Origin of the sequence: Chitinophaga lutea (genome assembly GCF_003813775.1) — a bacterium.
GTDB classification, from domain to species: Bacteria; Bacteroidota; Bacteroidia; order Chitinophagales; family Chitinophagaceae; genus Chitinophaga; species Chitinophaga lutea.
In genome coordinates, this window is record NZ_RPDH01000001.1 from 322,253 (window position 1) to 336,695 (window position 14,443).

The 14,443-nt window shown below is 53.3% G+C and carries 12 protein-coding genes; 5 read left to right on the forward strand and 7 right to left on the reverse strand.

Going from position 1 to position 14,443, the window contains the following annotated elements; translation table 11 throughout:
• Nucleotides 1-8 precede the first annotated feature (8 nt).
• The 4 genes from ahcY to EGT74_RS01200 all read left to right on the forward strand — a co-directional run bounded on the left by ahcY (nucleotide 9) and on the right by EGT74_RS01200 (nucleotide 3,629).
• The gene (gene ahcY, locus EGT74_RS01185; protein ID WP_123844667.1) at nucleotides 9-1,337 is read left to right on the forward strand and encodes an adenosylhomocysteinase; all 1,329 of its coding nucleotides are present in this window, start codon (nucleotides 9-11) and stop codon (nucleotides 1,335-1,337) included.
• A 165-nt stretch (nucleotides 1,338-1,502) separates the two neighbouring features.
• On the forward strand, nucleotides 1,503-2,132 hold the full coding sequence (locus EGT74_RS01190) for a SatD family protein (protein ID WP_123844668.1): 630 nt from the start codon (nucleotides 1,503-1,505) through the stop codon (nucleotides 2,130-2,132).
• A 13-nt stretch (nucleotides 2,133-2,145) separates the two neighbouring features.
• Nucleotides 2,146-2,871 (forward strand): DUF3307 domain-containing protein, encoded by a 726-nt coding sequence (locus EGT74_RS01195; RefSeq protein ID WP_123844670.1) that lies wholly within the window; start codon nucleotides 2,146-2,148, stop codon nucleotides 2,869-2,871.
• 26 nt (nucleotides 2,872-2,897) lie between these two features.
• The gene (locus EGT74_RS01200; protein WP_123844672.1) at nucleotides 2,898-3,629 is read left to right on the forward strand and encodes a pyridoxine 5'-phosphate synthase; all 732 of its coding nucleotides are present in this window, start codon (nucleotides 2,898-2,900) and stop codon (nucleotides 3,627-3,629) included.
• A 446-nt stretch (nucleotides 3,630-4,075) separates the two neighbouring features.
• On the opposite strand, the gene EGT74_RS01205 is transcribed toward EGT74_RS01200, so the two are convergent.
• The 7 genes from EGT74_RS01205 to EGT74_RS01235 form a co-directional block, all read right to left on the reverse strand.
• Nucleotides 4,076-5,806, reverse strand: a complete 1,731-nt coding sequence (locus EGT74_RS01205) for a hypothetical protein (protein WP_123844674.1) — start codon at nucleotides 5,804-5,806, stop codon at nucleotides 4,076-4,078.
• A gap of 12 nt (nucleotides 5,807-5,818) precedes the next feature.
• Nucleotides 5,819-6,589, reverse strand: coding sequence for an ABC transporter ATP-binding protein (locus EGT74_RS01210; RefSeq protein ID WP_123844676.1), 771 nt, complete (start codon nucleotides 6,587-6,589; stop codon nucleotides 5,819-5,821).
• Between the two features lie 31 nt (nucleotides 6,590-6,620).
• A complete protein-coding gene (gene porQ / locus EGT74_RS01215) occupies nucleotides 6,621-7,688 on the reverse strand; it encodes a type IX secretion system protein PorQ (protein ID WP_158617952.1) in 1,068 nt (355 codons plus the stop codon).
• Nucleotides 7,689-7,864: 176 nt separating this feature from the next.
• Nucleotides 7,865-10,267, reverse strand: a complete 2,403-nt coding sequence (gene lon, locus EGT74_RS01220; protein ID WP_123844680.1) for an endopeptidase La — start codon at nucleotides 10,265-10,267, stop codon at nucleotides 7,865-7,867.
• A gap of 165 nt (nucleotides 10,268-10,432) precedes the next feature.
• The gene (locus EGT74_RS01225) at nucleotides 10,433-11,047 is read right to left on the reverse strand and encodes a porin family protein (protein ID WP_123844681.1); all 615 of its coding nucleotides are present in this window, start codon (nucleotides 11,045-11,047) and stop codon (nucleotides 10,433-10,435) included.
• Nucleotides 11,048-11,184: 137 nt separating this feature from the next.
• Entirely contained in the window at nucleotides 11,185-12,132 is a 948-nt protein-coding gene (locus tag EGT74_RS01230) for a hypothetical protein (protein ID WP_123844683.1), read from the reverse strand.
• 84 nt (nucleotides 12,133-12,216) lie between these two features.
• Nucleotides 12,217-13,449, reverse strand: a complete 1,233-nt coding sequence (locus tag EGT74_RS01235) for a metallophosphoesterase (RefSeq protein WP_246008096.1) — start codon at nucleotides 13,447-13,449, stop codon at nucleotides 12,217-12,219.
• A gap of 301 nt (nucleotides 13,450-13,750) precedes the next feature.
• On the opposite strand from EGT74_RS01235, the gene EGT74_RS01240 reads away from it, so the two are divergent.
• The gene (locus EGT74_RS01240; protein ID WP_123844685.1) at nucleotides 13,751-14,431 is read left to right on the forward strand and encodes a metal-dependent hydrolase; all 681 of its coding nucleotides are present in this window, start codon (nucleotides 13,751-13,753) and stop codon (nucleotides 14,429-14,431) included.
• The last annotated feature ends 12 nt before the right edge of the window (nucleotides 14,432-14,443 follow it).

The following is a 14,443-nucleotide window of genomic DNA, read 5'->3' on the forward strand; positions in this document are numbered from 1 at the left end:
TATTTGGAATGTCAACAACTGCAAAATCCAAGATTGATTTGAGCCTCAAGTACAAAGTAAAAGATATGTCTTTGGCGGAGTGGGGCCGTAAGGAAATTCAGCTGGCAGAAGCTGAAATGCCCGGTTTGATGGCCCTCCGTGAGGAATATGGCAAGTCACAACCCTTAAAAGGCGCCCGTATTGCCGGCTGCCTGCACATGACCATTCAAACAGCCGTGCTGATTGAAACCCTGGTAGCCCTGGGCGCCGAGGTTCAATGGAGCTCCTGCAATATCTTCTCCACACAGGACCATGCCGCTGCCGCGATCGCTGCTGCCGGCATTCCCGTATATGCCTGGAAAGGCCTGAACGAAGAAGATTTCAACTGGTGTATCGAACAAACGTTGTTCTTCGGCAGCCTCGACCGTCCGCTGAACATGATCCTCGACGATGGCGGCGACCTGACCAACATGGTGTTCGACGTATATCCGGAACTGATCCAGCACATTAAAGGCCTGAGTGAAGAAACCACTACCGGTGTTCACCGCCTGTATGAAAGAATGAAAAACGGCACTTTACCGATGCCGGCTATCAATATCAACGACTCCGTTACCAAATCCAAATTCGACAACAAGTATGGCTGCCGCGAATCCTGTGTGGACGCTATCCGCCGTGCTACCGACGTGATGATCGCCGGTAAGGTGGCTGTTGTGGCTGGTTTTGGCGACGTTGGTAAAGGTTCCGCCGAATCACTCGCAGGCGCAGGCGCCCGTGTGATCGTAACGGAAATCGACCCCATCTGCGCTTTACAGGCTGCTATGGAAGGATATGAAGTGAAAAAGATGTCCGATGCCGTAAAAGAAGCCGATATCATCGTAACCACTACCGGTTGCCGCGATATCATCACCGGCGAGCACTTCAAAGCGATGAAAGACAAAGCGATCGTTTGTAACATCGGTCACTTCGACATCGAGATCGACGTTGCCTGGCTGAACACCAACTACGGTCACTCCAAAGTGGAGATCAAACCGCAGGTGGATAAATACACCATCGACGGGAAAGATATTATCCTGCTGGCTGAAGGCCGCCTCGTGAACCTGGGTTGCGCTACCGGCCACCCCTCTTTCGTGATGAGCAACTCCTTCACCAACCAGACCCTGGCGCAACTGGAACTGTGGACCAACAGCGACAAATACGAAAACCAGGTATACGTGCTGCCCAAACATCTCGATGAGAAAGTAGCCCGCCTCCACCTGAAAAAAATCGGTGTGGAACTGGACGTGCTGACCAAAGAGCAATCGGCTTACCTCGGCATTCCTGTTGAAGGTCCGTTCAAACCTGAATACTATCGTTACTAGTCTATAACGGAACATTCTGTAAAAGCAGCCCCGCCGCATGGTGGGGCTGCTTTTCTTTTGGGCGGTTGTTCCAGGTAATAAGCCCACAGGCTTATAAAATAACTTTATAAGGCTACAGGCTTATAATTAGGCATTATAAGGTTAAAGCCTTATATTTGTATAGCCATGAAAAAAAGAGCCATCGTCATAACGGGAGATGTTATCCGTTCTTCCTCCCTGAAACCAGCACAGCGCCAGCGCCTGCAACAGGCGCTTGAACACGCTTTTGCCGCGGCGAAAGCTAAAGACGCCAGCTTTCAGGCAGAGCAGTTCAGGGGAGACAGTTTTCAGGCCGTATTGACCAAAGAGCCGGCGGCAGCCCTGCAGATCAGCCTGATGCTGCTGGCCATGCTGTGGAAAGAAGGTTTTAAAATGCGGCTGGCCATCGGCAGTGGAGAAATTTCATTCACATCAAAAAACATCGTAACTTCTGACGGCTCCGCTTTCAGGCATTCCGGGCCTACCCTGGATGAACTGAAGAAAAAAAACGGGCTCGTAGCGATTGTTACCCCCCACCCTGCCATCAATGAAGAGTGGGATATTCACGGCCAGGTGCTTTCCTTCCTGGTGGAACGCTGGAGCCCGCTGCAGGCGGAAGCCATACTGGAACAGCTCAACGGACTCACCCAGGCACAAACGGCAGAAAAACTGCACATCCGCCAGCCCGCCGTACATCAACGGCTGCAGGCTGCAGGCTGGCATGTGGCCGACCTGATCGTGAAACGATTTGAGCAACAGATTTCAACCATGTTCTAAAAACCATATCAGGATGTTTCTATTGATAAAATGGCTCTGCGCCCACGTGATCGGTGATTTCGCACTGCAACCCAACCGCTTCGTGCAGCACAAGCGCCGCCGCAAAGCGGCCTCCGGCTATCTTTACCTCCATTGCTTCATTCACGGCGCCCTCATTTACCTCTTCACCGGCATGTGGGACCAATGGCTGGCGCCCGTCATCATCACCGCGGCCCATTTCTGCATCGACCTCTGGAAACTGCACCAGAAAGAAGATGCCAGAAGTTTTATCATCGACCAGGCCCTGCACCTCACCGTACTGCTGCTGCTCTGGATACAGACCACCGGCAGCTGGCAGGCCGTGCTGCCCGCCGCACAGGCCCTGCTCAACAACCAGCCCTTCTGGACCATCCTGCTCGGCTACGCGGCCGTCATCTGGCCCACCGCCTTTTTACTCGGCTTCGCCACCCGCCGCTGGCGCAACCAGGTACACGATGCACGCATCGCCAACGGTAAAACTTCCCTGAGCGAGGCCGGTAAATGGATCGGCATATTCGAACGCATCCTCATCCTCACCTTCGTGATAACCGGCCACTACGAAGGCATCGGCTTCCTCATCGCCGCAAAATCCATCCTGCGGTTCAACGATCTGAAGGAAAACGACAACCGCCGCGAAACGGAATACGTCCTGATCGGCACCCTGATGAGTTTTTCCGCTTCCATTTTTATTGGCCTCGTCGTGAAATACCTGCTGCAATAATTCGTCAAACTGCGTAATTTTGCGGCATGACCAAGCTGAGTGTTAACATCAACAAGTTTGCCACCCTGCGCAACGCCCGCGGCGGCAATCTGCCGGATATTATACAGGTAGCCCGGGACTGTGAACGGTTCGGCGCCGATGGCATCACCGTACACCCCAGGCCGGATGAACGCCATATCCGCTACCAGGACGTGAGAGACCTGAAACCCATCGTCACCACGGAATTCAATATCGAAGGCTATCCCTCGCAGGATTTTATGGACCTCGTGCTGGAAGTGAAACCGCACCAGTGCACACTGGTACCCGATCCTCCGGGCGTGATCACCTCCAATACCGGCTGGGATACCATCCAGCACCAGTCGTTCCTCAAAGACGTGATCGGCACCCTGAAAAAAGCAGGCATCCGCGTGTCCATCTTCCTGAACCCGGAAATCGATAAAGTAGCCGGCGCCAAATCTGCCGGAGCGGACCGCATCGAGCTTTACACCGGCCCCTACGCGGAAGAATACACGAAAGCACGCACCCAGCCGCAGAATTTCCGCCTGTTCAACGACTATAAGAACACCGCAAAAGAGGCTTCCGCCGCCGGACTGGAACTGAACGCCGGCCACGACCTGAACCTCGATAACCTGCGCTTCTTCAAACTGCACATCCCCCAGCTGAAAGAAGTCTCCATCGGCCATGCACTCGTGTGCGACGCCATCTACATGGGACTGGAAAACACCATCCAGCTGTATAAAAGGCAATTGCAGGACTAACTAAACGCATAAAAAACAAAAAGGGCGTATCAGCAGTCTGATACGCCCTTTTTGTTGTATACGGTTGCCATTATTCGCTGACGATAACTACGGTTGTTCCCTAGCTTTCAAACAGCCCATAAATTCGAACCCGTTTACATAGTTGTCATTACTCATTGACGATAACCCAGGTTGTCCCCGTTGCTTCCAAACAGCAAATAAATTCAAACCTGTTTATACGGTTGTCATTATTCACTGACGATAACCCAGGTTGTTCCCCGTTGCTTCCAAACAGCAAATAAATTCAACCCTGTTTATACGGTTGTCATTATTCACTGATGATAACTCCGGCTGTTCCCTGGCACTTTCAAACAGCCCATAAATTCAAACCTGTTTACACAGTTGTCATTATTTCCTGACGATAACCCTGGTTATTCCCCGGCACTTTCAAACAGCACATCAATTCATTATTCGCTGATGGCCGCCCACGGCGTTTCCCGGTACTTTTCATACAGCAGGTAAAATGCCGCGCCCGAAATCACCGCGAAAACCAGCACCAGCCAGTTGGCATTGAGCTCGATCCCCAGCACGGGCTTACCGCCCCGCAGCAGCGACGTGAGAAAGTGCAGCATCCCCAGAAAGCCGGGCACCACCAGTATCAGCAACCCCTTCAGGATGCTGCCCGCCCCCTGTTTAATGTTGATTTCCGTCGCAAACGGCAGCTTGCGAAGGAAAATGTAAGCAAACACGATATTGATCAGCGCCACATTCACCAGGCCCAGCAGCAGATCCGGCGCTACTTTCAAGCCCCATACCGCCAGCGCAAAAACGGCGATCACGAGGTAAAAGGGCAGGAAGAACTTCACGAATGCGGCTTTAAAAGCCCCCATCAGCAAAGGGCCCGGCGATTCCACCGGCGCAGCGTAATACACCCAGCCCGCTTTGAATTTATCGGAATAGACGAGGTTGGTGATGGCCGTGATAAAAACGAACGTGCTGCTGTAAATCAGGATGATGAAGGTGTGGCCCGAAGCCATCTGTTCCCAGGCATCGGCCACGGACTCGTGTTTCCCCAACAGTAAAAAATATACGAAATACACCAGCACATATGCCAGCGACGGGTATACTTTCAGCTTGAAATCCCTGCTGCGGCCCGTGATCAGCCATACCAGCTCAAACGACAGCCGTTCCTGCTTATCGCGGGCAAACCAGCCCGCCAGCCGCTTGTATAACGGCATACCACGAGGTGTTGCGGGCAATGATGTTTGTTGCTTAACCACCGGCTCGTCTGCCCCGCTGCCGCCCAGCATCGCCAGTTTCCGGTTGAAACTGGGCGCAAATACCTTGATCACCAGCCACAGGCTCAGCATGGGCACCACAATGGATAACCCGATATATCCCAGCATCGGCAGGGTAAAAACGCTGCCCGCTACCGCCTGGTAGGCGGCCGCAAACCAGAAGGTGGGTACGAGGTTCAGCCAGGGATAATCCCACAGGTTGATGTCGCTGAGGTCCAGCGTACGGGTGAGGCGCGGCGCCAGGTAATAGGTGGCGAACACGATCACCGAAAAGATGATCTGGATGTAATTGAGGATTTCCTTGAAACGGGCGGGCGTGGTCAGCTTTAACGCCACCAGGTACACCGCGTTGATCAGGAAGATGCTGAATACGCTCAGCAACAGCACCAGCACGGCAAACCAGACCACCGTCAGCCCGCCGGCCATGATGCCCAGCCATATCAGGGCGGGCAGCATCAGCGGCAGCACGATTTTGGACACATGCACCATGATGTGCAGGATGCGCGACACCACCACGGTTTTATCGTTCACCGGCTTGGGAAGAATGACGAAATTGTCTTTCACATCGATCAGCACGCTGGTAAAATCGGAGATCAGCGTGATCGACAGCATGGCCGTAAACACGGTGAACCACAAGAACAGCTGCATCAGCGGGTCGCGGGACAGTGTGAAGACGATGAGATAAAACACCCCCATCAGCAGCGACACGAATATCATGGCGAGGGAACCGTATTTCCGCTCCTTCTTTTTACGCTGCTGCATGTGCGTATAGGCGTTCGGCCGGCGGTCGTCCATCTTCAGTTTTACGTCGAGGATGGCCATCAGCTGCGGCACATTCACGCCTAAACGGTTCCAGAGCGGCTTGAAAAAGGCTATCACAGCCAGGAAGAATTTGTTCATACCCGCTCGTTTTTATTTACCGGACGCATGCACAAAGGCATCCGCCACGCTGGTCAGGTTTTGTTCCCCGGTGAGGTGGGCAAATATTTTTTCCAGCGTATCGCCTTCAGCCTGCTTCAGTTGCTCGAAAGTACCGTCGGCCACAATGCTGCCTTCGTTGATCAGCACAATCCTGTCGGACACTTTTTCCACTACGTCCATCATATGGGAGCAGTAAAAAATCGTTTTGCCTTCCCGCTTGAGGAGCGCCAGGATTTCCTTGACGATGATCACCGCGTTGGCGTCGAGGCCGGACAGCGGTTCGTCGAGCACCACGATCTGCGGGTTATGCATCAGACCGGACGTGATCAGCACTTTCTGGCGCATCCCTTTTGAAAAGGTATCCATCCGCTGGTCTTTGTTTTCCAGCAGCCCGAAAGCGCCCAGCATGCGGGTGGCGCGCTCTTCGATCACGGCGTCTTCCATCTGGTAAAGCTTCCCCACAAAGGAGAGATATTCCATCGGCGTGAGCACGTCGTAGATCTCCGCGTTTTCAGGCACGTAACCGATGAGGCTTTTGATGGCGAGCGTATCCGTCCGCAGGTCGTGGCCGAGGATGGTCACCTCGCCTTCGAAATCACCCAGCAGACCGATCAGGATCTTTACCGTGGTGGATTTGCCCGCGCCGTTGGGCCCGATGTAACCGATGATCTGCCCGGGGAACACATCCAGGTTAATGCCTTTCAGCACCTGCTTTTCTCCGTAACGCTTCTGTAAATTCCTGATGGCGATAATAGGCTGCATATGTTTCTTTTTATGTATAGGAGCAAAAAGTTCAATCTGGTTTCCATCCGATGCGGTCACCGAATGTACCCAATCCCATCCATTGATTCAACGGCAAGTTAATGCCCAGATGGTTAAAAGCCGCGGCCTGCTGGTACCACGAGCGCGCATAACGCAGCTGCAGCCTGCTGACCGTGATGCCCACGCCCAGCGAAAAACCGCTGAGCCCCTGGCGGTTGAGCAGCGCCAGTTCGCGCCGCCGCAGGTGATTGTAAGCGGCCGTCAGTTCCACGTATTGCCCGATCTCAAACTGCGCGGCCAGTACAAAGTGACGGAAAATCTTGTCAAAAGTGCCGCCGGCGCGCACGGTGTCGCCGTTGCTGACGGCAATATTTTCTTCCGCCGGGTCCGCATAACGGATATCGAACTGGTATACATGGTGCAGCGTGGCGGACAATTGCAGCGGCACATGCTGCAGCCGTTTGGACACGCCCACCTGCAGATCGAACGGCAGCGGCTCTTTTTCGCCGGCGTACGCGCTGAACTGCCCGCCCATGTTGCGGGCCACGAGGCCGGCCTGCCAGCCGCGCGCGGTGTCCTGATAGCTGATGCCCACATCCACGGCGATGCCGGACGATTGATACGTCAGGTACCGCGAATGCGCATACTTCAATGCGGCGCCATAATGCCATTTTTCAAGGTAACGGCGCGAAGCGCTCACCTGCCAGATCAGATCCACCGGCCTGAAAGTGCCCAGCACGTTGCCGGCGGCATCGGTATGCGTCATCTGCCCGTACCCTGTGTATTGCAGGCTGGTGGCGAAGGTGGTGGCCAGGCCCCTGTGGTGATAGGCAAAAGCCGCATTGGTATAACGGATCCCCCCGAAATACCCGGCGTAATTGACCTGCAAATGGGTATGCATGGCCGGGCGCAGCAGTGCGGGATTGAGCAGGGCCAGCGACAGGTCGTTACTCTGCTGGCTCACATTCATCCCGCCCAGCGCCGTTATCTGCGGGGAAGCGGGCAGGTCGAGAAACGCGTACGTGTTTTTTCCTCCCAGCACCTGGGCATCGGCGGCAGCGGAAAACAGTAATAATATGAGCAGGCAGCGAAGTGGCAATGGGCGGTTGTATGTTAGGAAACAGGGCTTAAGGTACAAAAAATGCATATATGTTAAAAGAATAAAGCCACCCTTTAACGGTGGCCTTATTCAAACCCTTAAACAATCAACATGCGCCCGCTTCCAGGAAGCGGACTGTAGATACACAAACTGTCAGGAATGACAGGATGTGTTTCCTATCTCTTTAATAACGCTGTTTCCAGCACTTGGTTCATTTCTTTTACATAATGGAACTTTAATCCTTTGATATAATCGGGATTAATGTCCCTGATGTCCTTCTCGTTCTGCCAGCAGAGAATGATCTCTTTGATGCCGGCGCGTTTGGCGGCCAGTATTTTTTCCTTGATACCGCCCACGGGCAGCACCTGCCCGCGCAGGGTAATTTCACCGGTCATGGCCAGGTATGGTTTCACCCTGCGGCCGGTGTAGGCGGACGTGAGCGCGGTCAGCATCGTGATGCCCGCGCTGGGCCCGTCTTTCGGCACGGCGCCTTCCGGTACGTGTACGTGAATATTTTTCTCGCGGAACAGCTTCGGATCGATTTTCTGCGAAGCGGCATTGGCCTGCAGGTAACTGAGCGCTGTAACGGCGGATTCCTTCATCACGTTCCCCAGGTTGCCGGTAAGCTTCAGTTCGCCCTTGCCTTCGCTGAGGCTGGATTCGATGAAGAGGATATCGCCGCCCACGTACGTCCAGGCAAGCCCCACGGCCACGCCCGGCGGATTGCCGGTTTTATAGATCTCGTTGGAATAACGGGTTTTGCCGAGGGCTTTTTCCACCCGTTCTTCAGGGATGGCTCCTTCCACTTTCACACCGGTGGCCACATCTTTGGCCAGCGAGCGCATGATGCCGGCAAACTGCCGGTCGAGCTCACGCACGCCGCTTTCGCGGGTATACTGGGAAATCACCTTTTCAATGACCTTGTTCGAGAAAGTGAATTTGGTATCTTTCAGGCCATGCGCCTCTTTCTGTTTCGGAATGAGGTGACGTTTGGCGATCTCCACTTTTTCCTCCACGGAATATCCGCTCAGGTCGATGATCTCCAGCCTGTCGCGCAGCGCCATGGGCACATTGTTGATGTTATTGGCGGTGGCGATGAACAGCACCTTGCTCAGGTCATATTCCAGCTCGAGGTAGTTATCGTAGAACGTGCTGTTCTGTTCTGGATCGAGCACTTCCAGCAAAGCGGAAGCCGGGTCGCCGCGGAAATCGTTGCCGATTTTATCGATCTCGTCGAGTATCATCACCGGGTTGGAGGATTTTACCTTCCGGATGGTTTGCAGGATACGGCCGGCCATGGCGCCGATGTATGTTTTACGGTGCCCGCGGATCTCGCTTTCGTCATGAAGGCCGCCGAGGCTCAGCCGGGCGTATTTACGGCCGATGGCGTTGGCGATGGAACGGCCCAGCGAGGTTTTGCCGATGCCCGGAGGGCCTACGAAACACAGGATGGGCGATTTCATGTCGCCTTTCAGCTTCAGCACCGCCAGGTATTCGAGTATGCGGTCCTTGATGCGGTCCATGCCGTAATGATCGTTATCCAGTACGTTTTTCGCCTTTTTCAGGTCGTAACTGTCCAGCGTATACTCATTCCAGGGCAGGTCCAGCATCAGGTCGAGATGGTTGTACACCACGGAATAATCCGGCGTGCTGGGATGCATTCTTTCCAGTTTTTCGACTCCTTTGGCAAACAGTTCCTTCGCTGCGTCGGGCCACTTCTTCAGCTCGGCCTTGCGCTGCATTTCCTTTATTTCCCGGTCGTTGGAGTCGCCGCCCAGTTCTTCCTTGATCGACTTCATCTGCTGCTGCAGGAAATACTCCCGCTGCTGTTTGTCGAGGTCGGCCTTGGTTTTATTATTGATTTTATTCTTCAGTTCGGCCAGCTGCAATTCCACCTGCAGCAACTTCATCAGCAGTTCGGCCCGTACCCGGAGGTTATTGATTTCCAGCAGCTGCTGTTTTTCCTTCAGGTCGCTGTTTAGGTTGGAAGACACAAAATGTATCAGGAACGGGGCATTTTCGATGTTTTTCAGGATGATGCTCGCTTCCGAGGGTATGTTGGGCGACAGCTGGATGATTTGCGCCGCCAGGTCTTTGATAGACGATATGTACGCCTCGAATTCCGAATCGTTTTCGTCGAGATGGTCTTCCAGCAGTTCGTAACTGGCCTTGAAGTAAGGATCTTCCGTTACGATCGCCTTTATTTTGAAGCGTTTGCGGCCCTGGATGATGATGGTGGTGCCGCCATCGGGCATTTTGATCAGTTTCACGATTTTCGCAACGGTGCCTACATCAGATAGATCCGCTACAACAGGCTCTTCCACATTACTGTCTTTTTGCGCTACCACACCAATCATTTTGTCAGTCTTGTACGCATCATTTACGGCCTTGATGGACTTATCGCGGCCCACGGTAATGGGCAGCACCACCCCCGGGAAAAGCACGGTATTGCGCAACGGCAGCAGCGCCAGTTCCTCCGGGATCTTGTCGTCCTCCTGCCCTTCGCCGTCTTCATTCAAAGGTATAATCGGCATGAACTCCATCTCGTCCTCGTTATTGCTCAAAAAAAATGTACTCATTTGTCAGTTTTGATTGCGGGGACAATATGGCAGGCCGTGCCTGCAGATTCTCCCCAAATTGATAGTATACCTATATAGTCAACTTTGATGCCATGCCCGAAAGGTATAAAAAAAAGGATACCCGTGAACGGATATCCCCTTTTAACAGATGTAGGATAACGGATGTTAGAGCGTAACGCCCACACCCAGCTGAATTGCCTGGTTTTTCCAGGTATCCGGGTTTACAGCGTTGGAGGCGCTTACATCGCTAACATTGGACAGACCAATGATATACCTTGCGCTGATATTGATAATGGGCAGCTGCAGCCAGAGGCCGCCTACTGCGGAAAAATCGCCGCTTTTGAAAGCTTCCTTACCTTCCTCGAACACACTTTTCTTTTTGCTGGTCAGGATGCTGAACTGGGGGCCCACCTGCAGTTTGAAACGGGGTGATCCCAGGTCGATGTTGGCCAGTACGGGAATGCTCAGGTAGTTGAGATTGGGTTTGTTGTCTTTCAGGTTCTGGAATTCGTTATCAGCCTCAAACTCGGCGGTGTTTTTAACTTCCGCTTTTGAAGTGGAGAAAACCAGCTCGGGCTGGATGCCGAAACCTTTTACGAGGTTGATCTGGGCGAAACCGCCGAGGTGGTAACCCAGTTTAAAACTTTCATCGTAACCGGTACCGTCTATTTTACCGAGGTTCGCACCTCCCTTGATACCAAAGCGGAGTAATTTCTGAGCACTAGCGGTGGATACGGTTGCGCAGGTGATGACTGCCAAGGCGAAAAACAGTTTTTTCATATTTGTTGTGTTTAGTGTTAAGCTTAAGCTCCTGTTTAATTTATCTTGATATCTGATTATGAGGGCATTTCATATGCTAAGACGCAGGAAAAACCTGCATCCCCTATACGAAATGCAAAATCCATGCTAAATAATGACTACAAAGTAACGCTGACGCTGGCGGTAAAGTATCCGGTGATGCCCGTATCACCGCCCTGGAGCAGTTTGAACACGGTATAGGAGGGGGAAATGGCCACTTTCCCGATGATGTAAGACATGCGCAGCCCCAGGTCGATCGCTCTCGGCTGGAACCCGGTATTATCGCTCACGGAAATGATCTCTTCTTCCTGGGTGCCACCGCCGCCCCCGTTGTTCCCTCTTTTCTTCTTGCGCTGCTGGATCATGGTCGAACGCGATACGTATTTGGTGCTTTTGAGGTTGCTGTAATAATTGGCGGTGCCGAGGGTCAGGGACGTCACCGGCATGATGAGCAGCGCATCATCGTTCTTCAGCAGGTCCATGAAAATGAACGAATGCCGCACATCGAAAATCATGTTGAAATCACTCCCGGTAATCGTGCGCTCCGCACCCGCATCGGTTTTTTCTTTGGTTTTCCCCCAGCCGAAATCGAGGCTGAGGCCCGGTTCCAGCCACCACTTGCGGTAAAAGAAGTAGGCGAACGCTTCGTTCACGATGGGCGTGGCGGGTATGTCGGAAGAATCGGCGTAAAAATAGTGGGTGTAAGATACCCCGGTGAGAAAGTCGCGGTTTTTCGTGTAGTCGTAACCGGCGCTGAGGTCCGTTTCGAACCAGGGCTTGCGGGTGGCGTTGAGCAGGTAATACCCGTACACGGATGCATACAGCCCGCTTTTGTGGTTATAGGAAACGTTGGGAGATAAAAAGGGTTTCGTCGTCACCGGCCGGAAAGGATCGGTAGCTTTGCCGCCGTACGCGGGATTGTTGCCGAAGCCTAAGCCGATGACCACTTCGCTTTTGGCCGGTTGGTTCAGCAGCGAATCCAGCTGCCTTTCGAGCTCTGCGAGCGACTGCCCCGCCGCCGGCATGGCGGCACAGAGCAACAGGAGAAAAAGAATATGGTATCTCATAAAAAATGCCCCTCCGGGCTGCCTGCAAGATAAAGAAAAAGGCCGGCAACTCCCGTGCCGGCCTTTCTGCCATATTTTTCATGCTTATACGAGCTCTATGACGGTGATTTCCGGCATGATGCCCACCCGCCCGGGATACCCCAGGAAGCCGTATCCGCGGTTCACGTAGAGGCTCTGTTTGCCGTCCTGGTACAGGCCCGCCCACTGTTTGTAGATGTACTGGGCGGGGCTCCATTTGAGAAAAGGGATTTCCACCCCGAACTGCATGCCGTGGGTGTGGCCCGCCAGCATCAGGTCGATGTCCTGGTAGTCTTTCCGCACCTGCCCGTCCCAGTGGGTGGGGTCGTGCGACAGCAGTATCTTGAAAGGAATCTCCGCACTGCCCGCATAGGCGGCAGCCAGGTCCCCTTTCCGGGGAAAACGGGGGTTCATGCTCCAGTTTTCCACCCCCAGGAGGGCAATTTTCTCCCCATTTCTTTCCAGCACCGTATGTTCGTTCATCAGCAGTTTCCAGCCCATTTCGCCGTGCATGGCCTTGAGGCGCTCCAGGTTCGCTTTTTTCATCTCGCTCTGGCGGTTGGCGTCATAATCCGGCCAGGGGAAATAATCCCCGTAATCGTGGTTGCCGAGGGTGGAATAGACACCGAAAGGCGCTTTCATCTGGCTGAACACCGAAATATAATCGTTCATCTCATCCGCACGGTCGTTTACCAGGTCGCCGGTAAATACGATGAGGTCCGGTTGCTGGGCGCTGATCAGCTCGATGCCCCGCATAACGGCCTGTTTATCCGTAAAACTACCGGAATGCACGTCCGAGATCTGCACGATTTTGAGGCCTTTGAACGATTCCGGGAGGTTTTTGAACGTCAGCCGTATTTTGCGGACGTGGTAGTTGTATTTGTTGCTGAGCCCGTACAGCAGGGTCCCCAGCATGGTGCCGCCGAGGAGCAGGCCCGTTTTCATGAGGAACTGGGAGCGGGTGATGCCCTCCACTTCCCGGTTGCCGTCTACCGCCGCTACGGCCGGCGCCGAGCGCATCTTTTCCACGATCCACATCACCGCCCGGCGGCCGTCGTCGGCCAGCAGGAACACCACCACCAGCGCTTTGGCGAAAAACAGCCCGAAAGCGAAAGTGAGGTAATAAGAACGGGCCATCATGAACTTCTCCCAGGGTATTTTGGAATAGAACACGATGGAAGCCAGTACGATAGCCGAGGTGAGCCAATAGAGGCCGAATATGATGGCCTTCCATTTGGGGCCGGCGTTGATCATCATGGAACGGATGGCCACAAACACATAGGCATCTATGGCAACCATAATGAGAATCAGTATGATAGAAGAAAAAAGACTAGGTCCTGCACGCATAAATATGTATCAATCAATGGGTTTAAGAATGGTTTCGGAAAAATCGAACAGCAAATTTACCACAATCCGGCCGGTTGAGGGCTTTTGCCTGCTGTTGTAGACGATCATGTGACTGAAAAATTGCAATCCCGGGCAAAAAAAAGCGACTTTTCCCCAAAAAGCGGTGTGAATAAATAAATAGGGGGCCTGCCCCATATTTAGGCTATTCGTTGTATTTTTGTCCGATTAGGTTATTATTATATATTATTGCGATATGAAGTTCACCTATTACGGCCATTCCAGCTTTGCTGTAGAGGTAAAGGGCAAGAAAATAGTGTTTGATCCGTTTATTACCCATAATGAGCTGGCCCGTTCAATAGACGTCAACCGTATCGAGGCGGACTATATTTTTGTGTCGCACGGGCACGCGGACCATGTGGCCGACCTCATGGACCTCGCCAAACGGACGGGCGCCACGGTGGTGGGAGCGTTCGAACTGACGGAATGGGTGACGAAACAGGGGCATGAGAAGGTGCATCCCATGAACACCGGGGGCAAATGGGCGTTTGATTTCGGCACCGTAAAATGCGTGGTAGCCCACCACTCCAGCGGTTTGCCGGATGGCAGTTACGGAGGTAACCCGCTGGGATTCATTTTCACGACAGACGACGGGAATTTTTACTACAGCGGCGATACGGCGCTGACGTTCGATATGGAGCTGATACCCCGCTGGGCCAAACTGGATTTTGCCGTGCTGCCCATCGGCGATAACTTCACGATGGGGGCGGACGATGCCATTATAGCGGCAGAATTTATAGAATGCGGCCGGATCGTAGGCGTACATTACGATACGTTCGGTTACATCAAAATAGACAAAGGAGATTCCATCCGGAAGTTCGAGGCAGCCGGGCTCAGCCTGCTGCTCCCGGCTATCGGGGAAACGATTGATATCTGACAGTCCTGTTAT

Excerpts from the sequence above, each read along its gene's own strand:
- ahcY (WP_123844667.1), top strand. The coding sequence starts at position 9 with ATGTCAACAACTGCAAAATCCAAGATTGATTTGAGCCTCAAGTACAAA.
- EGT74_RS01190 (WP_123844668.1), top strand. The coding sequence starts at position 1,503 with ATGAAAAAAAGAGCCATCGTCATAACGGGAGATGTTATCCGTTCTTCC.
- EGT74_RS01195 (WP_123844670.1), top strand. The coding sequence starts at position 2,146 with ATGTTTCTATTGATAAAATGGCTCTGCGCCCACGTGATCGGTGATTTC.
- EGT74_RS01200 (WP_123844672.1), top strand. The coding sequence starts at position 2,898 with ATGACCAAGCTGAGTGTTAACATCAACAAGTTTGCCACCCTGCGCAAC.
- EGT74_RS01205 (WP_123844674.1), bottom strand. The coding sequence starts at position 5,806 with ATGAACAAATTCTTCCTGGCTGTGATAGCCTTTTTCAAGCCGCTCTGG.
- EGT74_RS01210 (WP_123844676.1), bottom strand. The coding sequence starts at position 6,589 with ATGCAGCCTATTATCGCCATCAGGAATTTACAGAAGCGTTACGGAGAA.
- lon (WP_123844680.1), bottom strand. The coding sequence starts at position 10,267 with ATGAGTACATTTTTTTTGAGCAATAACGAGGACGAGATGGAGTTCATG.
- EGT74_RS01225 (WP_123844681.1), bottom strand. The coding sequence starts at position 11,047 with ATGAAAAAACTGTTTTTCGCCTTGGCAGTCATCACCTGCGCAACCGTA.
- EGT74_RS01230 (WP_123844683.1), bottom strand. The coding sequence starts at position 12,132 with ATGAGATACCATATTCTTTTTCTCCTGTTGCTCTGTGCCGCCATGCCG.
- EGT74_RS01235 (WP_246008096.1), bottom strand. The coding sequence starts at position 13,449 with ATGGTTGCCATAGATGCCTATGTGTTTGTGGCCATCCGTTCCATGATG.
- EGT74_RS01240 (WP_123844685.1), top strand. The coding sequence starts at position 13,751 with ATGAAGTTCACCTATTACGGCCATTCCAGCTTTGCTGTAGAGGTAAAG.